The 23050-nt window shown below is 72.1% G+C and carries 19 protein-coding genes, 1 tRNA gene and 1 other RNA gene; 13 read left to right on the top strand and 8 right to left on the bottom strand.

The window, feature by feature from the left end; all coding sequences use genetic code 11:
* Positions 1-30 precede the first annotated feature (30 nt).
* The gene (locus tag ABR737_RS24795) at positions 31-1725 is read right to left on the bottom strand and encodes an FAD-dependent monooxygenase (RefSeq protein WP_350252379.1); all 1695 of its coding nucleotides are present in this window, start codon (positions 1723-1725) and stop codon (positions 31-33) included.
* A 76-nt stretch (positions 1726-1801) separates the two neighbouring features.
* Between ABR737_RS24795 and ABR737_RS24800 the strand changes: the two genes are divergently transcribed.
* The 3 genes from ABR737_RS24800 to ABR737_RS24810 all read left to right on the top strand — a co-directional run bounded on the left by ABR737_RS24800 (position 1802) and on the right by ABR737_RS24810 (position 6114).
* Positions 1802-2602 (top strand): TetR/AcrR family transcriptional regulator, encoded by an 801-nt coding sequence (locus ABR737_RS24800; protein ID WP_350252381.1) that lies wholly within the window; start codon positions 1802-1804, stop codon positions 2600-2602.
* Between the two features lie 108 nt (positions 2603-2710).
* Complete coding sequence (locus ABR737_RS24805; RefSeq protein WP_502964504.1) at positions 2711-3547, top strand: ABC transporter ATP-binding protein; 837 nt, start codon at positions 2711-2713, stop codon at positions 3545-3547.
* Complete coding sequence (locus tag ABR737_RS24810; RefSeq protein ID WP_350252384.1) at positions 3544-6114, top strand: FtsX-like permease family protein; 2571 nt, start codon at positions 3544-3546, stop codon at positions 6112-6114. The genes ABR737_RS24805 and ABR737_RS24810 overlap by 4 nt, the downstream gene beginning before the upstream one ends.
* A 106-nt stretch (positions 6115-6220) precedes the next feature.
* On the opposite strand, the gene ABR737_RS24815 is transcribed toward ABR737_RS24810, so the two are convergent.
* Both ABR737_RS24815 and ABR737_RS24820 read right to left on the bottom strand, forming a co-directional pair.
* Complete coding sequence (locus ABR737_RS24815) at positions 6221-6865, bottom strand: LuxR C-terminal-related transcriptional regulator (RefSeq protein ID WP_350252385.1); 645 nt, start codon at positions 6863-6865, stop codon at positions 6221-6223.
* A complete protein-coding gene (locus ABR737_RS24820; protein ID WP_350252387.1) occupies positions 6853-8115 on the bottom strand; it encodes a sensor histidine kinase in 1263 nt (420 codons plus the stop codon). Before ABR737_RS24820 ends, ABR737_RS24815 begins: the two co-directional genes overlap by 13 nt.
* 187 nt (positions 8116-8302) lie before the next feature.
* Here ABR737_RS24820 and ABR737_RS24825 point away from each other — a divergent pair, with 187 nt between their 5' ends.
* On the top strand, positions 8303-8467 hold the full coding sequence (locus tag ABR737_RS24825; protein ID WP_350252388.1) for a hypothetical protein: 165 nt from the start codon (positions 8303-8305) through the stop codon (positions 8465-8467).
* 146 nt (positions 8468-8613) lie between these two features.
* On the opposite strand, the gene ABR737_RS24830 is transcribed toward ABR737_RS24825, so the two are convergent.
* Entirely contained in the window at positions 8614-9036 is a 423-nt protein-coding gene (locus tag ABR737_RS24830) for an SLC13 family permease (protein ID WP_502964369.1), read from the bottom strand.
* A gap of 81 nt (positions 9037-9117) precedes the next feature.
* Positions 9118-9690 carry a TetR/AcrR family transcriptional regulator gene (locus ABR737_RS24835; protein WP_350252390.1) on the bottom strand — a complete coding sequence of 191 codons (573 nt, stop codon included), beginning with the start codon at positions 9688-9690 and terminating at the stop codon, positions 9118-9120.
* Positions 9691-9858: 168 nt separating this feature from the next.
* Between ABR737_RS24835 and ABR737_RS24840 the strand changes: the two genes are divergently transcribed.
* The 4 genes from ABR737_RS24840 (at position 9859) to ABR737_RS24855 (ending at position 15209) form a co-directional block, all read left to right on the top strand.
* On the top strand, positions 9859-10761 hold the full coding sequence (locus ABR737_RS24840; RefSeq protein ID WP_350252392.1) for an MBL fold metallo-hydrolase: 903 nt from the start codon (positions 9859-9861) through the stop codon (positions 10759-10761).
* A gap of 267 nt (positions 10762-11028) precedes the next feature.
* Positions 11029-11166: a hypothetical protein gene (locus ABR737_RS24845; RefSeq protein WP_350252393.1), complete on the top strand. Its 138-nt coding sequence runs from the start codon at positions 11029-11031 to the stop codon at positions 11164-11166.
* Positions 11167-11353: 187 nt separating this feature from the next.
* Positions 11354-13351, top strand: a complete 1998-nt coding sequence (locus ABR737_RS24850; protein ID WP_350252394.1) for an ABC transporter ATP-binding protein — start codon at positions 11354-11356, stop codon at positions 13349-13351.
* A gap of 202 nt (positions 13352-13553) precedes the next feature.
* On the top strand, positions 13554-15209 hold the full coding sequence (locus ABR737_RS24855; RefSeq protein ID WP_350252395.1) for an APC family permease: 1656 nt from the start codon (positions 13554-13556) through the stop codon (positions 15207-15209).
* A 450-nt stretch (positions 15210-15659) separates the two neighbouring features.
* On the opposite strand, the gene ABR737_RS24860 is transcribed toward ABR737_RS24855, so the two are convergent.
* The 3 genes from ABR737_RS24860 to ABR737_RS24870 form a co-directional block, all read right to left on the bottom strand.
* Positions 15660-16187, bottom strand: coding sequence for a hypothetical protein (locus tag ABR737_RS24860; RefSeq protein ID WP_350252396.1), 528 nt, complete (start codon positions 16185-16187; stop codon positions 15660-15662).
* A 180-nt stretch (positions 16188-16367) separates the two neighbouring features.
* On the bottom strand, positions 16368-17345 hold the full coding sequence (locus tag ABR737_RS24865) for an AraC-like ligand-binding domain-containing protein (RefSeq protein WP_502964370.1): 978 nt from the start codon (positions 17343-17345) through the stop codon (positions 16368-16370).
* A gap of 342 nt (positions 17346-17687) precedes the next feature.
* Positions 17688-17775 (bottom strand) — tRNA-Ser (locus tag ABR737_RS24870).
* Positions 17776-17937: 162 nt separating this feature from the next.
* Here ABR737_RS24870 and ffs point away from each other — a divergent pair.
* The 5 genes from ffs to ABR737_RS24895 all read left to right on the top strand — a co-directional run bounded on the left by ffs (position 17938) and on the right by ABR737_RS24895 (position 22734).
* Positions 17938-18036: signal recognition particle sRNA small type (ffs, locus tag ABR737_RS24875), an RNA gene on the top strand.
* A 45-nt stretch (positions 18037-18081) separates the two neighbouring features.
* On the top strand, positions 18082-20739 hold the full coding sequence (locus ABR737_RS24880; protein ID WP_350252398.1) for a DNA polymerase III subunit gamma and tau: 2658 nt from the start codon (positions 18082-18084) through the stop codon (positions 20737-20739).
* A 338-nt stretch (positions 20740-21077) separates the two neighbouring features.
* Entirely contained in the window at positions 21078-21428 is a 351-nt protein-coding gene (locus tag ABR737_RS24885) for a YbaB/EbfC family nucleoid-associated protein (protein WP_093484352.1), read from the top strand.
* Positions 21429-21479: 51 nt separating this feature from the next.
* Entirely contained in the window at positions 21480-22079 is a 600-nt protein-coding gene (recR, locus tag ABR737_RS24890; protein WP_018089931.1) for a recombination mediator RecR, read from the top strand.
* Positions 22072-22734: a DUF5063 domain-containing protein gene (locus ABR737_RS24895; RefSeq protein ID WP_350252399.1), complete on the top strand. Its 663-nt coding sequence runs from the start codon at positions 22072-22074 to the stop codon at positions 22732-22734. Before recR ends, ABR737_RS24895 begins: the two co-directional genes overlap by 8 nt.
* Positions 22735-23050 lie beyond the last annotated feature (316 nt).

The raw sequence follows: 23050 nt of genomic DNA on the forward strand, positions 1-23050 counted from the left end.
GCACGGTCGGGTCGCCGCTACGGTCGCCTCTCAGTCCGCTGCGGGGCGGCCGGCCCAGCGGGTCAGCGCGTGGAGCCGTTCGGTGCGGCGGGTCTGCACCTCTGAACTGCGGGTGGCCCAGGCGATATGGCCGTCGGGGCGGACGAGGATCTCGCGTACCCCGTCCAGATCGGTGCGGGAGGCGTGGCCGGTGACGCCGAGTGCGGTCACCCGCTTCCCCCATCCGGTCTCGACGGACCGCCGCATCTCCTTGTCCCCCGCGAGGTCGAGCAGGACGAACCGGCCGTGCGGGAGGAGTTCGTGGACGCGTAGTGCCGCCGTGCCGGGTGCCGTCAGCGCGATATCGGGCATCCGCCGTCCCGCCAACGGGTCGGCATCCGGGCCGGCGGGGGGATAGGCGGTGTCGAGCGCGGAGACCCGCCCGGCCAGACGGCGGTTGACCTCCTCGATGCCCAGGAGTTCGGTCAGCAGCGCGCGCAGTGCGGCGGCCGGCCGCTGGTACGACGGGAGCAGCGTCAGCTCCGCCAGCAGCGTCTGGACCTCGGTGTTCTCCGTGACCGCCTGCCCGACCGGATGCCGCTCGGCGTGGTAGCTGTCGAGCAGGCCGGGCGGGGCCCAGCCGTTGATCTCGGCGGCGAGCTTCCAGCCCAGGTTCATCGCGTCCTGGAGCCCGGTATTGAGGCCCTGGCCGGCCGCCGGGAAATGGATATGGGCGGCATCGCCCGCCAGCAGGACGCGCCCGGCACGGTAAGAGGCCGCGAGACGGGTGGCGTTGCCGAACCGCGACAGCCAGCGGGGGCGCGCCACCCCGCAGTCGGTTCCGCAGATCCGTCGCAGGGAGTCCCGGAACTCGTCGAGCGTCAGTGGTTCGGCGGACGGGGTCCGCATCCGCTGTGGATCCAGGAGGACCATCCGGGTGGCGCCTCCCGTCCGCCCGCCCTCAGGGCCGGACCCGGCCAGGGGGTCAGGATCCAGCGGTACGGCCAGTACGCCATGGGCCCGGGCGCGGTCGAGGGCTGCCGGGTCGACGGTCGCGAAATCCCCCAGCGCTCCGCTCAGCGTCTCGTCGGTGCCGGGAAAGCCGATCCCGGCGGCCCGCCGCACCACGCTCCGACCGCCGTCGCACCCGACCACATACCGGGCGCGTACGGTCTCCAGGGCTCCGTCGGGGCCGCGGACGTCCACCTCCACGCCGTCGCCGGCCCCGTCCGATTCCCCGCCGCCTCCGCCGCCTCCGCCGCCTCCGCCGCCCGTGCCGCCCGCGCCCGTGCCGTTGCCGCCGGCGTTCTGACGCAGGCCGACCAACTCGTATCCGCGCCGGACCGGCACGTCGAGTTCGCTCGCGCGCTCCGCCAGCAGCTGTTCGGTGCGGGCCTGGGCGAGGAACAGGGTGTAGCCGTGCCGGGTGTCCAGCGCGCTGAAGTCCAGCCGGGTGTCCAGCCCCGCGAAGTGCCACCCCGGTACCCGGCGACCACGTGCCAGGAACCGTTCCACCAGGCCCCGTTGGTCCATCAGCTCGATACTGCGCGGATGCAGTGTCAGTGCCCGTGAATCCCGCTGTGCCGTGGCCCGCCGTTCGAGGATCTGCACCCGTACGCCGCCCAGCGCCAGTTCGGCGCCGAGCAGTAACCCGGTCGGCCCCGCGCCCACCACGATCACATCGGTGTCGGTGTCGGTGCCGGCACCGGCGTGGGGAGTGGCGGCGAGATCCCTGGCGGCATGCATGGCTGGCCTCCGGTCGAGGTGTGCCCAGATTTAGTGAACAGTGTTCACGTGAACGTTGTTCACTATAGTGAGATCCATGAGTGCCGCGTCAACCCCCAGCTCGCCCGCCGCCCGTGCCGCTGTCACGACACGCGGCCGGCCCCCGAAACTCGACCAGGCACGCACCGTCGACGTCGCCCTGGCGCTGCTGGACGAGGTCGGCCTCGACGCACTCACCATGCGGCGGCTGGCCGAGGCCATGGACGTACGGGCCGGTGCGCTGTACCGCTACTTCGCGACCAAGCACGAGCTGCTGACCGCCATGGCCGAATCGCTGCTGGCCGGCTGCCTCGAACGGCCGCTCCCGTCAGCGGACTGGAGCGAGGACCTGGCCGAACTGGCCCGCCGGATGCGTGCGGCGCTCCTCGGCCGCCGGGACGGGGCCCGCGTCTACGCCGGTACGCACTCCACCGGCAGCCACACCCTCGGCTTCGCCGACACCCTCATCGGCGTGCTGCGGGAAGCCGGCTTCGCCCCCGACGACGCCGCCCGTGCCGCCCTCGCGGTCGTTCACTTCACCATCGGCCACACCCTGGAGGAGCAGGCCGCCCTCCAGGTCGCGGGCGACGGCCCGGCGGAGCCCGACCGGCTGCGCGCCGCGGTGACGCCGGCGCGGTATCCCCATCTCGCCCCCGCACTGCCGGTGTTCACCAGCACGGACTTCGCCGCGCACTTCACCTTCGGGCTGCGACTGCTCATCGAAGGACTGCGAGCCACCGGGCCCGGGCCCACGCCCCCGTCCTCGTCCCCGCCCTCGCCCACGCCCTCGTCGCCTCTGCCGGCAGCTGACCGCCGGCCGGGGCCACCGGTGCCGGGCGGTTCCCCCTCCCTGGTGTAGCGGGCTCCACCAGGGAAACGGGGCCGTGCTCTCTCCTCTCCGCCCCGGTTCGTTTCTAGCGTTTCTCAGTGGCTGGTGATCCATTCGACCCACTGAGAGGGCGTGCGCATGTTCGGGCGGCGGCGCGATCCGGCGACGGCTACCGCGGGGCGGGCTCCGGCGAAAGCCACCGCGAGGCGGCGGGACCCGGGGGCCGATGCGCTCACGCTGGAGGGGGTCGGCCGGGAGTACCGGCCCGGCGTGGTGGCCCTGCACCCCGTCGACCTCGTGGTGCCACGGGGGCGCTTCCTCGCGGTGATGGGGCCGTCCGGGTCGGGGAAGTCGACGCTGCTGCAGTGCGCCGCGGGGCTCGACCGGCCGACGGCGGGGACGGTACGCATCGGCGGTACGGAGCTGTCCTCGCTCAAGGAGGCGGCCCTGACCCGGTTGCGGCGGGAGCGCGTCGGGTTCGTGTTCCAGGCCCACAACCTCGTGCCGTCGTTGAGCGTCGCGGAGAATGTCGCCCTGCCGTTGCTGCTCGGGGACGCGCCCGTGGGCGAGCGGGCCCGGCGGGGGCTTGCGGCCGTCGGTCTGGAAGAGCGGAGCGAGGACGCGCCGTCGGAGCTGTCCGGCGGGCAGCGTCAGCGCGTGGCGGTCGCCCGGGCGCTGGTCACCGATCCGGACATCGTCTTCGCCGATGAGCCCACGGGATCGCTCGACCCGGCCACCGCGCACGACGTCCTCGCCCTGCTGCGGGGCGCCGTCGACCGTGACGGCCACACCATCGTCATGGTGACGCACGATCCGGTCGCCGCCGCCTGGACGGATGAGGCTCTTTTTCTTGCCCGGGGGCGGGTCGTCGCGCGTCTGAACCGGCCGGACGCCCGTCAAGTCAGCTCCCTCATGAGGGACTTGGGCGGCGGGTGGGAAGCGGCGGCCGGGCCCGACGGGGGGCGGGCGGCATGAAGGTGACCGGACTCCTCGCCTCCCGCGCCGCCCGTATGCACCGCAAGGCCTGGGCCGCCGTCTTCGCTGCCCTCGCCCTCACCTCGCTGCTTCTCGGCACCTTCGGTCTCGCGCTCGTCTCCGTCGGGGCCGGGCATCCGCGAGTGGAGCGGTATGCGGGGGCCGCTCTGGTGGTCGCCGGGGACCAGGACACCCGCTTCACCGCGAAGCCCTGGGGCAGCGCACCCAGGACCGCCCGGGCAGGGCTCACCGAGCGGGTGCGGGTCCCGTGGGCGGCCCTCGGTGTGGTGCGGAAGGTGCCCGGGGTGCGGGCGGCCGTCGCCGACCAGGTTTTCCGGGTGGGCATCGCGGGACGGGCCGCACTCGGAAGGCCCTGGGAGGCGGCCCGGCTGGCGCCCCGCGTCGTACGGCAGGGGCATCCCCCGCGGCGGGCGGGCGAGGTCGCGGTGGTCGGCGGTGCCCGGGCCGGCGCGCGGGTGGGGGCACGGCTGGGGGCACGTGTGGTGCTGCGAGTGGGCGGCAGGGACGCGGCGTACACCGTCGTGGGGGTCGCCGACGGGCCGTCCGCCACCGTCTGCTTCACGGAGGACGAAGCCCGCCGGCTGTCCGGGCACCCGGGGTCGCTGGACGCCCTGGGGGCGGTCGCCCGGCCCGGTGTGGACACGGGGGCGCTGGCTGCGCGGGTACGGCACGCCCTGGATGCGGCAGGCCTCAGGAGCGTCGGGCGGCGTGCGGACGGTGACGCGGCTGCTCTGCGGGTGCTGACCGGGAACGGGCGCGGCGGTGCCGAGTTCCTCGATGCCGGCCCGGCCCGGACGGGGCTGCTGGAGCTGCTGGGCTCGGTGACCGCCACCGTCGTACTGATCGCCCTGCTCGTGGTGTCGTCGACGGTGGTGCAGGCGCTGCACCAACGCGAGCGTGAACTGGGCCTGTTGCGTGCCGTCGGGGCGACGCCGCGGCAGTTGCGTGGTGCGGTGGGGAAGGAAGTGGGGCGGGTCGCCGGCTGTGCGGCGCTGGCGGGGGCGGTGGGAGCGGTCCCCGGGTACGCCGTGCTGCGGGCGCTGCTGGAAGCGCACGGCGCGCTCCCGCCCGGCCTCGAACTGCCCTTTCCGCCCTGGCTGTGGCCTGCGCCGCTGATCACGGCAGGGATCACCGTCGCGGTGGCCCGTATCGCGGCGGTGCTCGCCTGTGCCCGGACCGCGAAGGTGCGCCCGGCGGAAGCGCTGCGCGAGGCGGCCCCCGGCACGGCGCGCAAGGTCACCGGGCTGGTGCTGCTGCTCGCGGGCGTCAGCTCGGCGGGGACGGCGGTCTTGCAGCAGGGGGCGGCCGCCGGGGCCGCGGCCGGGGCGGCGGCGGTGACGATGGTGAGCGCCTGTGCGCTGCTCGGGCCGTGGATCGCGGAGGGCGCGATGCGGGTGCTGGGTGTGCCGCTGCGACGGTTCGGCGGGCCGGGTGGATATCTCGCCGCCGCCAACTGCCGTGCGGCGGCGCGCCGTTCGGGGGCCGCGCTCACCACCGTCATCCTGGTCGTCGCCTTCGTCTGCGTACAGCTCTCGGCGGGGGCGACGCTCGCCCACGAGGGGGCGGCGCAGGCCCGCGGGGCGCTACGGGCCGGCCTTGCGGTGCGGGCGGACGGCGGGCTGCCGGCCGGTGCGGTGGAGCGGATCCGTGCGGTGCCGGGGGTGTGGGCGGCGACGGAGGTGGTGCGCAGCACCGTGGTGGTGGCGCGGCGGGAGGCCGGCGAACCCCGGCTGGACCGGCTGCCGGTGCTCGGCGTCACACCGCAGCGGCTGACGCGGACGCTCGACCCGGGGGTGCGCGAGGGGACCGTGGAAGAGCTGCGGCCCGGCACGGTCGCGGTCGGTGCCGACCGGGCGCGGTCGCTCGACGCCCGGCCCGGATCCCTGGTGACGCTGCGCTTCGGGGACGGGGTGCAGGCGCGGCTGCGGGTCGTCGCGACCTTCGAACGGTCCCTGGCCCTGGGGGACTTCCTCCTCTCCCGGGACGAGCTGCTGCGGCATCTGTCGCTGCCGGGCCCGGGACAGGTGCTGGTCACGGCCGCACCGGGCGGTGACCACGAGGCGGCCGTCCGGGCCCTGACGGCTGCGGCGCCGGGCGCACGGGTGGAGCGGGGCGCCGCCGCTCCCGTGCGGGTCGTGGCACAGGACCAGGCGCGGGGCGAGGTGCTGACGGTGGCGGCGGTGTCGGCGATCGGGGGCTTCACCGTGATCGCGCTGCTGAGCACGCTGTCGCTGATCGCTCTCGGCCGGCGACCCGAACTGCGGCTGCTGCGCCTGGCGGGGGCGGGGCGCCGCCAACTGCGGTGGATGCTGCGGCTGGAGGCGGCGGCCCTGGCCGTGACCGGCCTCGTCGTGGGGGCCGTGGTGGCCTCGGTGCCGCTGCTGGCCTTCAGCCTGGCGATGGCGGGGACGGTGCCGTCGCTGCCGCTGGGGCACGCGGTGTTGGTCGTCGCCGTGGTGGCGGTGGTGACGGAGGCGGGGACGATGCTGCCGTTGCGGGGGATGCTGCGGGGGCGGTATCCGGGCACCGGTCCGGCGGGGTGGTGAGGAGGGGGCGGAGGGCCTTCGCCCTGGCGAGGCAGGCCCCGTCGTACGGTCGTGGGCCGCTCCTCCCACGGTCGTGGGCTGCTCCTCCCCCCGTCGTCAGCCGCGCCTACCGCCCGTTCAGGTACGCCAGCACCGCCAGCACCCGTCGATGCCCGCTGTCGCTCGGCGGCAGCCCCAGCTTCGCGAAGATATTTCCGATGTGCTTGCTCACCGCGCGGTCCGACACCACTAGCAACTGCGCGATCGTCGCATTGTCCCGGCCCTGGGCCATGAGCTGCAGCACCTCACGCTCGCGCGGCGTCAGGGCGTCGAGCGGATCGTCGCGGCGCCGGTTCAGCAGCTCCGTGACCACCTCCGGGTCCAGCGCGGTGCCGCCCGCCGCGACGCGTTCCAGCGCGCTCAGGAACTCGTCGACCCGCCCCACCCGGTCCTTCAGCAGATAGCCGACCCCGCCGGCGCCGCCGCCCAGCAACTCCGCGGCGTAGGTCTCCTCCACGTACTGCGACAGCACCAGAACCGGCAGGCCGGGTATCTCCTCCCGCGCCGCCAGCGCCGCGCGCAGGCCCTCGTCACGGAAGGAGGGGGGCATCCGGACATCCAGCACCGCGGCATCCGGGCGGTGGGCGAGCAGTGCGGGCAGCACCTCGGGCCCGCTCGCCGCGACCGCCACCACCTCGTGCCCGGCGGAGGTCAGCAGCAGCACCAGGCCCTCCCTCAGCAGGGTGTTGTCCTCACCGATCACCACACGCACGGCAACTCCACTTCGATCACGGTCGGGCCCCCGACGGGGCTGGTCACTTCCACGGTCCCGTCGAGCGCCGCGACCCGCCGCCGGATGCCGAGCAGCCCGCTGCCGTGCGGCGCTCCGGCGGAGCTTTGCCGGCCGGTCCCGGAGCCTTCTCCGGTAGAGCCGGTCCCGGAGCCTTCCCCGGCGGAGCCGGCCCCGCCGCCGACCCCGACCCCGGCGCCGCCGCGGCCCTCGTCGCGGACCGACACCGTCAACAGGCCGTTCCCCCGCACCAGTTCCACCGTGGCGCGATCCGCCCCGCTGTGCTTCGCGGCGTTGGTCAGCGCCTCGGCGACGACGAAGTACGCGGCCGCCTCGACCGCCGCCGGGGCGCGCGGGCCCTCCTCCACCGCGTCCTCGCGCACCGCCACATCGAGCCCGCTGCTTGCCGCCAGTGCCCGCACCGCCCCCACCAGACCCCGGTCGGTGAGGATCGGCGGATGGATGCCGCGTACGACATGGCGCAGCTCGGTCAGGGCCTCTTCGACCTGGTCCTGTGCGTCGTCGAGGAGCCTGCGCGCCAGCTCGGGGTCGTTCTCGTACGCGCGCCTGGCCATCCCCACCCGCATGGACAGCGCCACCAGCCGGGCCTGGGTGCCGTCGTGCAGATCCCGTTCGATACGCCGCAGTTCGGCGCCGTGCGCGGCGACGGCGCCGGCCCGGGTGACGGTCAGTTCCTCGACGCGCTCGGCGAGCAGGGCGGTGCGCCGGTGGTCAGGGGACGGCAGCAGCAGCGCACGTGACCAGGCCGCGTCGAGGTCGGCGAGGCGCCGGATCAGCGGCAGGACAACGGCCGGGCGCCGCAGCAGTCCGCACCACACCCCGTCGATGAGGAGGCCGAGGGGCCAGAGCGGCAGCGACAGGTAGGCCAGCAGCAAGCCGTAGCCGAAGTGGGCGGCGAGCCAGCGCAGGTCCCGGTAGGTGCCCGGATCCGCGGTCGCCGTACGTACCCGCTCGAACAGCTCCCCGGTGAGCGGCAGATACGCCTCGGGGACCGCTTCGCCCGTCCAGGCCGCCACCCGCCGCCGCTTGAACCCGGCCATCCTGCGCAGCATCAGGACCGTCTCGGGCAGCACCCCCGCACCGACCACGAGGAGCGTCGCGACAGCGGTGAACAGCAGCACCGCGAGGAAGAGATACGAGACCAGGGCCAGTCCGGCCGACACCAGCAACGAAGCCGCGGCCCGCCCCGCCCGCCGCACCGTCTCCCCCATGGGCACAGGCTAGGCGACCCGCTTCGGCCACCGCGCGGGAGCGGCGCCCCCGGCCGGGGGTGTAGTGGGCTCCACCCCGCATTCGGGAGGACGCTCCCTCGAACCGGCGGCCCGGCCACGGCATCGTCGGTCCCACAGATCTTCACCTCTTTTCACCTCTGTTCACCTCCCTGCGGAAGGAACTCCCATGAAGGCCCTGCTCTGGTGTGTGCTCTGCCTCGCCGTCCTCGTCAATGTCTCCACCAGCTTCGCCTTCGACGGGGTGCAGCAGGTGCTGATCAGCGTCGGCACGGGCGTGGTGGTGATCGGGTCGGGGGTGGGGCTGTTCCTGATGCGCACCAAGCGGACGTGATCGTGAGGTGGGCCAGGGGGTAGCGGTTGCGGTTGCGGTTCCTGAGGTGCACCCGAGCGGCACCGACGCTGGATGCCCGTTGCCCGTTGCCCGTTGCCCGTTGCCCGTTGCCCGATGCCCAGAGGGGCCGGGGTCGGCGGCCCGGCTCAGCTGCCGATGATCTGCAGCGAGCCCCACAGCGCCACCGTGGCCAGGCCCAGGGCGGCGGGCACCGCACCCAGCAGACGGCTGGGCCGCCCCGCTGACCAGCGCGCCATCCAAGTGCCACAGGCGTGGGAAAGCCCCTCGTCGTCGCAGAGCCTGGCGAGGATCAGCACCGCGGCGAGGAAGCCGATCACCGGTCCCAGCCGCTCCGCCTCGTCGCGGACATGGGACAGCGGGATCGCCCCGGTCACGATCACCACGGCGGCGGCCGGCACCGCGAAGACCGCCTCGGGCAGCCGGAACGGCCGGCTCACGGCACACACCAGCACCACCAGCAGCATGGCCAGGGACAGGGATTCGGCGAGCACCATGCGCTGGTTGATCCCTTCCGCGCAGCGGACCGTGACGTGCGGGTGAGGCCTCACCCGGGGCTCATGGGCCATGCCCTCCGGCGCGCCGCGACGGGCGCCGCACGCCTCACGGGCGGGCGGGCAGGACGAACGGGGTCAGTGCCTCGGCATCAGCCCGGAGAGGGTCGCCTCCACGAGGCCGCGCGCATATGCCGCGTCCGTCGGGCCCGGCCGGAAGACCAGCCGGTACATCATGGGGGCAACGATGTGGTCCATCACGAGTTCGGTGTCCGGGGCCGGCTCCCCGCGCTCGGCGGCGCGGGCGAGGATGACGTCCACCTGCTCGGCGGCGTAGGCCGAGCACTGGCCCGCATGGCTGCCGTCCGGGTCGCCGGCGAGCGCGTCGCGGAGGTAGGCCCGCCCCGGGGGCGAGGCCATCTCCTCCAGGAACTGTTCGGCCCATGCCTCCAGGTCCGTGCGCAGCGTTCCGTGATCGGCGGGGGGCGCCTCCGGACGCAGGCGCTCGACCGCCACGTCGGACAGCAGTTCCTGGAGGTCGCCCCACCGGCGGTAGATCGTCGACGGCGTGACCCCGGCGCGGGCGGCGACGAGGGGAACCGTCAGCGCCGCACGGCCCTCTTCGGCTTCGAGGGCGCGCACGGCTGCGTGCACCGATTCCTGGACGCGGGCACTGCGTCCCCCGGGGCGGGTCATCGGCCTGGGGCTCATGGCTCCATCTTAAGGGCTCGGAGCCTCACTGGTCCACATAAAAGCAATCTGTTTGCGTTAGCGTCGCGAGCGCGGTAGCGTGACTTAACGCAAAGAAATTGCCTTTGGTTCGTGGATTCACGGATTCGTGGAGTCGTGGATGCACGGATTCGCGGAGAGGACACCCTCATGCCTGTCGCCAGTGACGCGGTACCCGCCTGGACGGTGGGCGAGATCACCGTCCGCCGTATCGACGAAACCGCGCTCCCCGCACCGACCGGCCGGTGGCTGCTGCCCGACGCCACCCGGGAGGTGGTGGCCCGAGCGCCGTGGCTGCGGCCTGATTTCACCGACCAAGACGGCGCCCTCCGCCTGGCCACGCACAGTTTCGCGATAGAGGTGCAAGGGCTGCGCCTGCTCGTCGACACCGGAATCGGCAACGGCAAACCCCGCACCAACCCCGCCTGGGACCACCTGGACAGCGATTACCTCCCGCGTCTGACGGCAGCCGGCTTCGCCCCGGACGCGGTGGACCTGGTCCTCCTCACTCACCTGCACACCGATCACGTCGGCTGGAACACCCGTGCAGACAAGGGCGATTGGGTCCCCACCTTCCCCCGCGCCCGCTATCTGACGGCCCGTGCGGAGTGGGATCACTGGGCGGGCCAGGATCTGGACGACGCGCGCCGCCAGATGTTCCGGGACTCCGTCCACCCCGTCCGCGATGCCGGGCTGCTCGACCTGGTCGAGGTGCCCGCCGAGGGCGCCACGGTCGCTCCCGGCGTCCGCCTCCTGCCCACCCCCGGGCACACGCCCGGCCAGTTCGCCGTGGAGCTGCGCAGTGCCGGGCAGACGGCCCTGATCACCGGCGACTGCATCCACCACCCGGTCCAGCTGCCGCGCCCCGACATCTGCAGCTGCGCGGACGTCGACCCCGCACAGGCCGCCAGGACCCGCAGCAGCCTCCTCGCCTCGCTCGCCGGTACCGACACCCTGCTCCTGGGTAGCCACTTCCCGCCGCCCACAGCAGGCCGCGTCACCGCCGAGGGCGACGCCTACCGGCTCTCACCCGTCGCCCCGGACCGCCCCTGACCCCCTCGCCCGCTCGCGGCCCCCGGCTGCCCCGCCGGCGTTGCCGCCGGCACGCCCCCTCCCGTCCCACCAGTGCCATCTCCCGTCCCACGAAATGCCATCCGGAGAGTTATGCCTCGCCACCCTCAGCCACGTTTTATAAGAAAAACGGCTTTTGTCTGAATTTTCACGCATTTCGCCTTGTTGGGGGCAGTTGGGCGTCGTAGCTTGGGAGTTGTCGGAGCCGGTAACGGTCCGACAACAAGGAAAAGCAACGAGGAGGCGAGTATGAGCTTCCGCAAGGTCTTCCCCAGAAGGCGCCGGCGCGACTATGACGACTGGCACGACCACGACCGCGACCGCCGCCGCAGGCGTCGCAGGAGGTTCCGTCGAGGCCGCGGGCGCGGTTACGGCTACGGCTACTGACGCACACCTCTGAGTTCGAGGCAGGCTCGCGTACGGCGCGAGTTTGCCTCTTCATTTAGGGGGCGGTGCCTCGTGGTTCCGCTCAACCACCCCACCAGCGACGAGATGACGTAGCGATATGAACCTGCGTAGCTCACGCCGGCGCGGAGAGCGCCCCGCAGCATCGTCCCAACGAGGCACGGAATCAATGCCCGTTGGCGAGAACTCTTCCCTGCCGCACGATGCCGGCGACCCCGACCACTCCACGGACCCCGACCACCTCACCGACCCCGACCACTCCACCGCCACCAGCGAACCCGTCGGTGGTGTGCGGTCCCGGCCCCAGCCGGACCCGGACCCCGCCATGGACCGGGTGTTCCGTGCGCTCGTCGCGGACACCTCCATCCGCACCAGACGGGTGGGCTTCAAAGAAGCGGTACGGCGCTTCTGGCCGCTGACCCGCGGCGACCGGCGCTGGATCGTCCTGGTCTGCCTGAGTGCCGTCGTCGCCGCGCTCGCGGAGACCGTGGCCATCCTCGTCTTCGCCAAACTCACCGACAACGCACTCCAGAAGGGCTCGATCAGCGCCTTCTGGGGCCCCGCAGGCCTCTGGCTCACCGTGGCCGTCGCCGGCGCGATCGTGGGATACCTGGGCAACTCCCTCGCCGCCTGGACGGCGGAACGCTTCGTGATGCGGCTACGTGCCCGCGTCTTCGCCCATCTCCAGACGCTCCCGCCGCACTTCTTCCAGCGCAACCGCCGCGGTGACCTGGTCGAGCGGCTGACCGGCGACGTCGACGCCATCGAACAACTCGTGGTCTCCGGCCTCGTCCAGGCGGCCACGGCCGTCTTCGGCGTCATCTTCTACGCCGGAGCCGCGCTCTGGCTGCGCTGGGACCTGGCGCTCGCCACCTTCGCCCTGGCCCCGCTGTTCCTGGTCGCCACCACCCGCTTCACCCGCCGGGTCAAGGAGGTCTCCCGCCGGGAACGTGCGGCGGACGGCGCCATCACCTCGGTGGTCGAGGAAGGGCTGGTCAACGTCATCCTCACCCAGGCCTACAACCGGCAGCGGGACGAACAGGAGCGGCTGCGCCGCGAGGCCCGCAAGTGGCTGCGGGCCTCGGTGACCAGCGCCCGCATCAACGAGCTGTACGGACAACTGGTCGAGGTCCTGGAAACGCTCTGCGTCCTGGCGATCATCGGCCTGGGCGTGTGGGAGATCTCCGCGGGGCGGATGTCACTGGGGGAGCTGCTGGCCTTCGCCGCATTCGTCGGCTACCTCTACCCGCCGATCCGCGACCTCGGCCAGCTCGGCCTGACGGTCACCGAGGCGACCGCCGGAGCCGAACGCCTGCTGGAGATCCTCGACGCCCCGCCCGCCGTCACCGACCCGGACCCCGCGGACGTCATCCCGGCACCGGACCGTGCCGTCGGCGCGGTGGAGGTGTGCCAGGTCGGCTTCAGCTACCCGGGCGGCAAGGAAGAGGTGCTCCATGACTTCTCGTTCACCGCGGTGCCAGGGGAACTGGTGGTCATCACCGGCCCCAGCGGTGCGGGCAAGTCGACCCTGGCCGCCCTGCTGCTGAGGTTCTACGACCCCGACACCGGCAGCGTCCGGCTGGACGGCATCCCTGTGAACCGGCTGCCGCTCGCCCAGCTCCGCCGGAACATCACGCTGCTGCCCCAGGACACCCTCGTCCTGCACGACACGGTGGAGGAGAACATCGCCTGCGGACGCGACGGCGTGACCCACTCCGACGTGGTGGGCGCCGCCCGGGCCGCCGACGCCGACGAGTTCATCTCCGCCCTCCCCGACGGCTACGACACGGTCATCGCGCCGGGCACCTCCCGGCTCTCCGGCGGCCAGCTGCAGCGCATCGCGATCGCCCGCGCCATGCTGCGCAACGCCCCCGTCCTCATCCTCGACGAGCCCACCACCGGCCTGGACACCCTGGCCACCCAACGCATCCTCGAGCCGCTGCGGCGCCTCGCCGAAGGACGCACCACCCTCGTGATCACCCACGACCTGGACCTCGCCACGGATGCCGACCGCATCCTGGTCCTGGACGAGGGACGCCTGGTGGAGTCGGGACAGCACGCCCAGCTCCTCGCCGACCACGGCCTGTACGCCACCCTCTTCCACGTCCACCCGCCACCCCGCAACGGCTCCACACACCCCGTCGCCGGGCCGTCGAGCAGCCACTAGCCACGGGCGGTGACCGCCGCGGTCGCCGCCCCGGCAGCCCGGCCGCGAGCAGGTCCGTACGCCGTACCGCCCGCTCACCCCCCCCGCTCAGCTCCCCCGTCCCACCCTCCACTCACTCTCCGTACGCACGGCGACACGCAAGGCGCATACCCGCCTGGTCCGCCTCCCGGGACCAAGATGGTCCCGTGAACCAGGAGCGCGCGTGACCAGGCCATCCGCAGCGGGGAGTGACAGCGCCACCGGAGCCCGCCACCTCCACCGGGCGGTCGGGTTCTGGGGGCTGATGTTCATCTCCCTGGGATCGATCATCGGCTCCGGCTGGCTGCTCGGCGCCCTGACCACCGCCGTCATCGCCGGACCGGCATCGCTGATCTCCTGGGTCCTCGCGTCCACGATGCTCGCCGTGCTCGCGCTGGCCCACGCGGAGCTGGGCGCCACCTACCCGATCGCGGGCGGCACCGCGCGGTTCCCCTTCTTCGCCTTCGGCCCCCTGGTCGGCTTCACCGCGGGCTGGATGTCCTGGCTGCGCTCGGTCCTGATCTCACCGATCGAGGTCGAGGCCACGCTCTCGTACCTGGACCGCATCGGCTGGATCCACGACCGGGTCCGCGTCCTGCACCCCAACGGGACCCTCACCGCGGCCGGCCTGCTGATCGCCAGCGTCTTCATGCTGATCTTCACGCTCATCAACGTCCTCGGCGTGCGTCTGCTGTCCGGGATCAACTCGGTCACCGCGGTGGTGAAGACGGCCGTACCGCTGCTGACCGTGGTGGTCTTGATGACCCTGTCCTTCCACGGCTCGAACTTCACCGCGGGCGGCGGCTTCGCACCGCACGGCGCGCACGGGGTCTTCGCCGCCCTGCCCGCCGGCGTGGTGTTCGCGCTGCTGGGCTTCGAGCAGGCCATCCAGCTGGCCGGTGAGGCGCGCGACCCGCAGCGCGATGTCTCCCGGGCGGTGATCGTGGCCATGGTGGTCGGTACCGCGCTCTACCTCCTGCTGCAGATCGCCTTCATCGCCGCCCTGAACCCCGACGCCGTCAGCCACAGCTGGGACAACCCCGTGGGCAAGGGCAACTTCGGCCCCTACGCCACGCTCGCCACCGTCGTCGGGGCCGGCTGGCTGGCGACCATCCTGTACGTCGACGCCGTCATCTCCCCGGCCGGCACCGGCCTGGTCTACATGGCCGGTGCCGCGCGCCTCTCCTACGCCATGGGACGCGAGCGGGTCCTGCCCCGCCCCCTCACCCAGGTCGGCCGCAGCCGGGTGCCCGTCGTCTCGATCCTCCTCGCCTTCGTGGTCGGCGAGATCGCGTTCCTGCCGTTCCCCAGCTGGCAGGCGCTGGTCAGTGTGGTCACCTCGGCGGCGGCGATCATGTATGCCTTCGCCCCTGTGTCGCTGTACGCCCTCCGCCTCCAGGACGGCGGCCGGAACCGCCCCTACCGGCTCCCCGCCGGGCCCGTACTGGCCCCCGCCGGCTTCGTCTTCGCCAACTTGATCTTCTACTGGTCCGGCTACGAGGCGGACTGGAAGCTCGGTATCGCCGCCCTGCTCGGCTTCGTCGTTCTGGCACTCACCCGCCGCGGCATCCCGGCCGCCGAACGCAGCGGACTGCGCGCACAATCAGCCGCCTGGGTGTGGCCCTGGCTCGGCGGCATGATCCTCATCGGCCACTTCGGCCGCTACGGCGGTACCCGCGCACTCCCCGCCTGGTGGGACCTGATCATCGTGATCGTCTTCAGCCTCGCCATCTTCTACACCGCCGTACGCATGGCCATGCCCCCCGAGTCGGTGAACGCCGCCGTCCAACACGAAGAAGAGGGCGAATCCGTGCCACCCCCCGCCGCCTCATCGAACTGATCTCCTGGGCCCTCTGATCCTCGGGGCCTCTGCACCCTTGGGCCCCTCGCCCCTCGGCCTCTCCGCTGCTCAACTCCTCCACGACGGTCGGTACAGCCAGACACCGAAACCACCGCGGCGACGTCCGTAGCGGCGACGAGGTCGGAGAGGAAGCCGGTGAAGGCGGACAGCGCGACGGGCGACAGAGGCCGCCTGGACCGCGGAAACAGCGCCGCGCCATTCGCCACCGGTCCCTCCCCTCGTGGGGGCCGGTGCCGAATGGCGCAGGTGGAGGTGGTGCGCCGGGCGTTCGTGGTGGAGCCTTGGACGAACGATCAAGGCGGACGAATACCTGGTCCGGTCAGTGACGTGCGGTAGGCGACCGAGTCGGACGCCGTCGCGACCGCACCTGCCCAACGGACCTGTTGGCGACAAAGGAAGTCACCGACAGGCCCAGCCCCGCTCGGTCGTTCAGTTCTCCGCGTCCGCCGTGCTGCTCTTGTACTTAGGGATGTTGCCCTTCCACGCCATGGCGATGAAGTTGATTCCCCGGCCTTCCCTCATCTCGCTGGAGAAATCGCAAGCCGTCCAGCCCTTGGCACCGCCGAGGTAATCCCTGCACTCGAAGACGGTTTGCGTGTTGCCGCGGTACAGGGCGCGCATCGAGATGCTCATTCCGTCGGCCAGCGAGTCCTTGACGTAGAACGTGTCGCCGTCCGGGTCGAAACACACTTCGCCGTGAGTCTTCGCACCACCGCCCGACATGACCCAGTTGCAGACGACCGACCTACCCGGCTTCGGCACGCCGGCATCGGCGACATTCTTCGCGTTCTTGATGTGCCAGCCCCCGCCGGCGAGCCGCGCCGCGGCCGGGGAGGCGGAGGCAGAGGCGGCGGTGGGCGCGGCGGCGGTGGGCGCCGCGAAGGCCGGTGCGGCCGTCAGGCCGAGGGTGAGGCCGCCGGCGGCAACGAGTGCTCCGGCTGATGTGAGAGTGCGCATGAATTCCCCCTGTGGATAAGACGATTGCGGATCACTGCCCGGTTGGTCGTTCGGGGCAGTTCGCCCTCGCGACAGGCCCCCGACCCGTGCACAGGCAGTGATCGAACCAGCGCCTCCATGATGTCGGTACGCCGCTGGTGAGTCGTTGGCTCAGAGTGCACAACCGTGTTGGCAATGAGTTCACTTGTGGCCGTTGAGGGCCTGATGCCGGTGATCCTTGGGCGTGGTGCCGTAGGCGGCGCGGTAGGCGCGGCTGAAGTCGGTTGCGCGGGGGAAGCCCCAGCGGGTGGCGATGGAGTGGATGGGGAGGGCATGGAGCGCCGGGTCGGTGAGGTCGCGGCGGGCCGCCTCCAGGCGAAGGCGGCGGATCCTGGCGGCGACTGTGGCGTCCTCGTCCCGGAAAAGGCGGTGCAGGTAGCTGGTGGAGATGTGGTGCGCGGCGGCGATGGTGGCCGGGGCGAGGTGCGGGTCGTGCAGGTGCTCCCGGATGAACGCCTGGATGCGCAGGATGAGGGTTCGCCGGTGGGTCTCCGGAGGGAGGCCGTCGCCGGCTTCGAGCAGGTGGGCGAAGAGCGCGGCGACCAGATCATTCAAGACCGTGCCCAGCCGGGGGCCGTCGGAGGGCTGGTACGCGCTCGTGTCCACGGTCAGCTGGGTGAGAAACCGTGCCAGGAGGGCACCCATGCCCTCCCGGCCCGACACCGGCGCCCCGACCAGCCGCGGGGCCATGTTGCGAGGCAGCGGCAGCAGGGCCTTGGGAGTCTCCAGCGCAAGGATCGTGACCGGGCCCCCGGTGCTGCTGCGGATGTCGTTCGGCAGTGAGGTGGAGGTGACGAACAGGTCGTGAGGCTTGTACTCGGTCTCCCGGTTCCTCCACTCGCCTGTCCCGGTCCCCTGTACGACGAGGGAAAGATGGTAGGCCTCCGGGTCGGATTGCCGGATCAACTTCGGTGTGCGCCGGAAGACCAGGGGCTGGTAGGTGGCAGACCACACCGTGACACCACCGAGGTCCAGTACGCGTTGGGAAGCGCGGAAATCGTCGGTGTAGTCGCTGCGCAGCTCCATGGGGGCGTGGGTGCGGCCCAGTAGCTCGACCCAGTAGTCGAACCGGTCCGCCGCAGGCAGAGCATCGGTCCGGAACACCATCTCGTCCAACAACAGTCTTTCCCCGTTTCAGAGGGCGCGGCTCAAAGGGCTCCCGTCGGTTGTACACGGTGTGCTGGACGCCCCGGTTCCACGCCGTGGCAGCCGGGAGTGCGGACGCCCATGGTCACGTGCGGGCAGGCGCATCATCGGTCTGCCTGACCCTCTGATCAAGATCCTCCGGCAGCATCGGGAGATCCAGGATCGGGAGCGGGGCGGGCGGCTGGTGCTCCGCGGGATCCCGCAGTAGATCGAGACGCGCTTCGGACACCCACCGAGACGAGAGCGGAGCCGGAGAACCGTGAAGGGCCCCACCGCAAGCGGTGGGGCCCTTCACGTTGTGCCCGGTGAGAGCACTGGCGGAGGATACGAGATTCGAACTCGTGAGGGGTTGCCCCCAACACGCTTTCCAAGCGTGCGCCCTAGGCCACTAGGCGAATCCTCCGCCGCAAACAATACAAGACGTTGAGGAGTGCTCGCGACCATGATCCCGAGGAGCGGTGGGTGAGGGTGGGTGAGGAGTGGACGAGAGGTGGATGAGGGGGCGGCCCGGGCCCGGGGTGGGGTGTGGGTTCGTTTCCGGGGCGGGGGATCCGCTACTGTGGTGCGCAGCCCCTCACGTGGCGCTATCTGACTGAACTCCCCCAGGGCCGGAAGGCAGCAAGGGTAGGTTGGCTCTGGCGGGTGCGTGGGGGGCGCTTGCGTTTACGGGACCCGCCGGTTGTCAGTGCGGCCCGATATCGTCGTATGCGTGTCGTCCCTTGCGCTGTACCGCCGCTACCGCCCCGAGACCTTCGCCGAGGTCATCGGGCAAGAGCACGTGACCGATCCGCTGCAGCAGGCACTGCGGAACAACCGGGTCAATCACGCTTATTTGTTCAGTGGGCCGCGAGGCTGCGGTAAGACGACCAGTGCGCGGATCCTGGCGCGCTGCCTCAACTGTGAGGAAGGTCCCACCCCCACGCCCTGCGGGAAGTGCCAGTCCTGTCTGGACCTGGCCAGGAACGGCCGGGGCTCGATCGATGTGATCGAGATCGACGCGGCATCGCACGGTGGCGTGGACGACGCCCGTGAGCTGCGCGAGAAGGCCTTCTTCGGGCCGGCCGGCAGCCGGTACAAGATCTACATCATCGACGAGGCGCACATGGTGACCTCGGCGGGCTTCAACGCCCTGCTGAAGGTCGTCGAGGAGCCGCCGGAGCATCTGAAGTTCATCTTCGCGACGACCGAGCCCGAGAAGGTCATCGGGACGATCCGCTCGCGAACGCATCACTACCCGTTCCGGCTGGTGCCGCCGGGGACCCTGCGGGAGTACCTGGCCGAGGTGTGCGGGCGGGAGGACAGCCGGGTCGAGGACGGGGTGCTGCCGCTGGTGGTGCGGGCCGGGGCCGGGTCGGTGCGTGACTCGATGTCCGTGATGGACCAGCTGCTCGCCGGTGCCGGTGCGGACGGTGTGACGTATGCCATGGCGACGGCGTTGCTGGGATACACCGACGGCTCGCTGCTGGATTCGATCGTGGAGGCGTTCGCCGCGGGGGACGGCGCGGCGGCCTTCGAGGTCGTGGACCGGGTCATCGAGGGCGGCAACGACCCGCGGCGCTTCGTCGCGGACCTGCTGGAGCGGCTGCGGGACCTGGTGATCCTGGCGGCCGTGCCGGACGCGGGGGAGAAGGGGCTGATCGACGCCCCCGTGGATGTGGTGGAGCGGATGACGGCGCAGGCGTCCGTCTTCGGGGCGGCCGAGCTGAGCCGGGCCGCCGACCTGGTCAATACGGGCCTGACGGAGATGCGCGGGGCCACCTCGCCGCGGCTGCAGCTGGAGCTGATCTGTGCGCGGGTGCTGCTGCCCGCGGCGTACGACGACGAGCGGTCGGTGCAGGCGCGGCTCGACCGTCTGGAGCGCGGCGCGAGCGCGGCGCTCCTGGGCGGCGGCGGGGCCGGTGGCATGAGCGGCGGTGCGGGCTCCGGGGGAGACCTCGGGGCCGGGCCGGCACCCGTGGTGGCGTCCGGTGGCGGGCCGGCGGCCGGATATGTGCCGGGGCCGGAGGCTCATCCGGCGATGCCGGCGGCCGGGGCGTCCGGGCCGGCAGGACCCTCCGGGCCGGCCGCTGCGCGGGCCGCCGTGCGGGGCGCGGCGAGCGGTGGCGCGGGGGGCGGCGGTACGGCGGGCGGTGCGGGGGCTTCCCCTGCTCAGGCTCCGTCCGCGCCGGCCCCGGCTGCTCCGGCGGCTCCCGCTCCGGGTGCGCCCACGGCCGGCGCGGCGGCGTCCGGCGGAGGAGAGCAGCAGTGGGGTGGCGGCGGAGGCGCGGCGGCGCCACAGGGCGGCCCGGCGTCCGCTTCGCAGGCCGGGGCTCAGGGCGAGGCGCAGGGCGCCGGCGGCGGTGAAGGCGCGGCCGCTCGTCCCGGAGCCTGGCCCGGGAGCACCGGCCGCGGGAATGGCGGCGGCGGAACCGCCGGCGGCGCCGGAGCCAATGGGGGCGGCAACGGCCCCGGCGGCGGGCGGCAGCCCGGTGGGTGGCCCACGGCCGTGGCACCGGGGCAGGGCGGCCAGGCGCCGCAGGGCGGGGCGCCTGCTCCTTCGCCTTCGCCTTCGCCTTCGCCTTCGCCTTCGCCTTCACCCGAGCCGGCGGCCGGTCCGCCCGCGCCCGCAGCCCAGCCGCCGCAGGCCGGGGCGGCCCCGGGGGCGGCGCAGGGTGCCGCTCAGGTGCGGCAGATGTGGCCGGACATCCTGGAGGCGGTGAAGGACCGCCGGCGTTTCACGTGGATCCTGCTGAGCCAGAACGCCCAGGTCTCCGGCTTCGACGGCACGACGCTCCAGATCGGCTTCCCCAATGCCGGTGCCCGCGACAGCTTCGCCAACGGGGGAAGCGAGGACGTTCTCAAGGACGTGCTGGCCGAGCGGTTCCAGGTGCAGTGGCGGGTCGAGGCGATCGTCGACCCGTCGGGCGGGGCCAATCCGCCGGCCGGCGGCGCTCCCCGTAGCGGCGGTGGCGGCTTCGGTGGCGGAGGAGGCGGTGGCTTCGGCGGCGGGGCGCCCGCCGCGCCGCAGCAGGGGGGGCCGCAGTCCCCGCCCCAGCAGAGCGGCCCGTCGGCGCCCCCGTCATCCGGGAGCCAGTACGGGCAGGGCGGCGGCGCAGCCGGCGGTGGCAGCGGCAGTGGCAGCACCGGCGGCAGCCAGGGCGCCCGGTTGGCGCGGGAGGCCGTCTCTCCGTCGGCGTCCGCGGGCGGCGGACAGCCGGCGTCCGGGGCGGAGGCTTCGTACTCGCCGCCGGAGCCCCCGCCGACGTCGATCGAGTACGACATGCCGGCCGAGGACGATGCCGACCTCGTCGACTCCGCGCTCAGCGGCCACGACCTGATCGTGCGCGAACTCGGCGCGACCGTGGTGGAAGAGTTCAACAACGAGTAGAAGAACAACCACGCCGAGCAAGCCCGAGAACAACAACCGAGCACAAGAACGACAACGACGAGCAGAAGAACAACAACAACGACGAGCAGAGACCAACAACCAGTGGGCGTCTTCAACAACGCGTAGAAGACTTCCACGTTGCGTAGCCGGGGCGGCAGCACCGCGTAGGCAGCGCGCCGGTGCGCGGGCAAGTCCGGGGCTCGGGGCCGGAGAACGGGTAAGCGGGCGTACACCAGGCGTACACCCGTGCTCCTCCCTACGGCATAGGGCGCGGGGCTCGTGAAACACGTAGGCTCGGGCTACCCGCACAATCGTTGTCGTATGGCAGGAGTCACGTCGTGATCCCCGGTGGTCAGCCCAATATGCAGCAGCTGCTTCAGCAGGCCCAGAAGATGCAGCAGGATCTCGCGGCCGCGCAGCAGGAGCTCGCGGAGACACCCGTCGAGGGCTCCGCGGGCGGCGGCCTGGTCAAGGCCACGGTGACCGGCTCCGGTGAACTCACGGGCCTGGTCATCGACCCCAAGGCGGTCGACACCGACTCCGCCGAGGAGACGGCCGAGACGATCGCCGACCTCGTGCTGGCGGCGGTCCGCGACGCCAACGCCAGCGCCCAGCAGCTCCAGCAGCAGAAGCTCGGTCCGCTCGCCCAGGGTCTGGGCGGTGGCGGAATCCCGGGTCTCCCCTTCTGAGGAGTAGCCAACTAGCGTACGCATCACGGCAGAAGAGAAAGAAGACGTTCCGTGTATGAAGGCGTGGTCCAGGACCTGATCGATGAGTTGGGCAGGCTGCCCGGCGTCGGTCCCAAGAGCGCGCAGCGGATCGCCTTCCACATTCTTCAGGCCGAGCCCACCGATGTCCGCCGGCTCGCGAACGCGCTGATGGAGGTCAAGGCGAAGGTCCGGTTCTGCGGCACCTGCGGCAATGTGGCGCAGGAGGAGCAGTGCCGGGTCTGCCTGGACCCGAGGCGTGATCCGGCGGTCATCTGCGTCGTGGAGGAGCCCAAGGACGTCGTGGCGATCGAGCGGACGCGTGAGTTCCGCGGTCGCTACCACGTCCTCGGCGGGGCGATCAGCCCGATCGAGGGCGTGGGTCCCGACGACCTGCGGATCAGGGAACTGCTGGCCAGGCTCGCGGACGGCACCGTCACCGAGCTGATTCTGGCCACCGACCCGAATCTCGAGGGCGAGGCCACGGCCACGTATCTGGCCCGCATGATCAAACCCATGGGCCTGCGGGTGACGCGGCTGGCGAGCGGTCTGCCGGTCGGAGGCGATCTGGAGTACGCGGACGAGGTCACGCTGGGGCGGGCCTTCGAAGGGAGGAGACTTCTCGATGTCTGATGCCACGCTGCACAACGCGACACAGGACCCGGACGACTTCGCCGTATCGATCTCCGACTCGGTCGAGAGTTTCATCGTCGCGGTGACGGAGGTCGCCAAGGGGGACGAACCGGACAGCGCGGTGCCCTTCCTGCTGCTGGAGGTCTCCCAGCTGCTGCTCACCGGCGGCCGTCTGGGCGCCCACGAGGACTTCGTACCCGACGAACGGTACGAGCCGGACACCGGACCGGAGCCGGACGTCGACGACCTGCGCGAGCGCTTCGCGACCCTGCTCGACCCGGTGGACGTCTACTCCGAGGTCTTCGACCCGTATGTGCCGCGCAGCGAGCCGGTCGCCAGCCGGATCTCCGACGACCTGGCCGACATCGTCACCGACCTGCGGCACGGCCTGGCGCACTACCGGGCGGGCCGGGTCAGTGAAGCCCTGTGGTGGTGGCAGTTCTCCTACCTGTCCAACTGGGGCCCGACCGCCTCGGCCGCCCTGCGCGCGCTGCAGTCGCTGGTCGCCCACGTACGCCTCGACCAGCCGCTGGTCGAGCTGGACGGTCTGGACACCGACAGCAGCGTCACCGGCGACGAGGAGCGGCTCGCCGAGGAGGCCGGAAAGGTCATGGTGGCGGAGATCGCCGGGCCGCTGGGGCTGCGCGGGGTGTGAGGCGGGGTGTGCGGGGGCGTGAGCCGGGGGCGGTCATGCCCGGGCCGTCCGCCCCCTGGGCCTCTTCGCCGCGACCGGACCTTGTGACCTGGGTTACGTTTTCGTGTGTACTGCCCAGAAGCGGGCATGTGCTCGCCGAGCGGGCGCGACGGTGCGCCTTGTGGAGCCGCCTCGGGACGTGGAACTCACGGGACAGGTGATCACGGTGAAAATCCGTGATCAACCAGTGAGTCGCATGTCTCACGATGTGGTATCAGCAGGGCGGATTCCGCTTGCTCGTTAGACTGAGCCGACCGCAGTACCCCCATTTCCGGGG

The organism is Streptomyces sp. Edi2, from assembly GCF_040253635.1.
Lineage (GTDB): Bacteria > Actinomycetota > Actinomycetes > Streptomycetales > Streptomycetaceae > Streptomyces.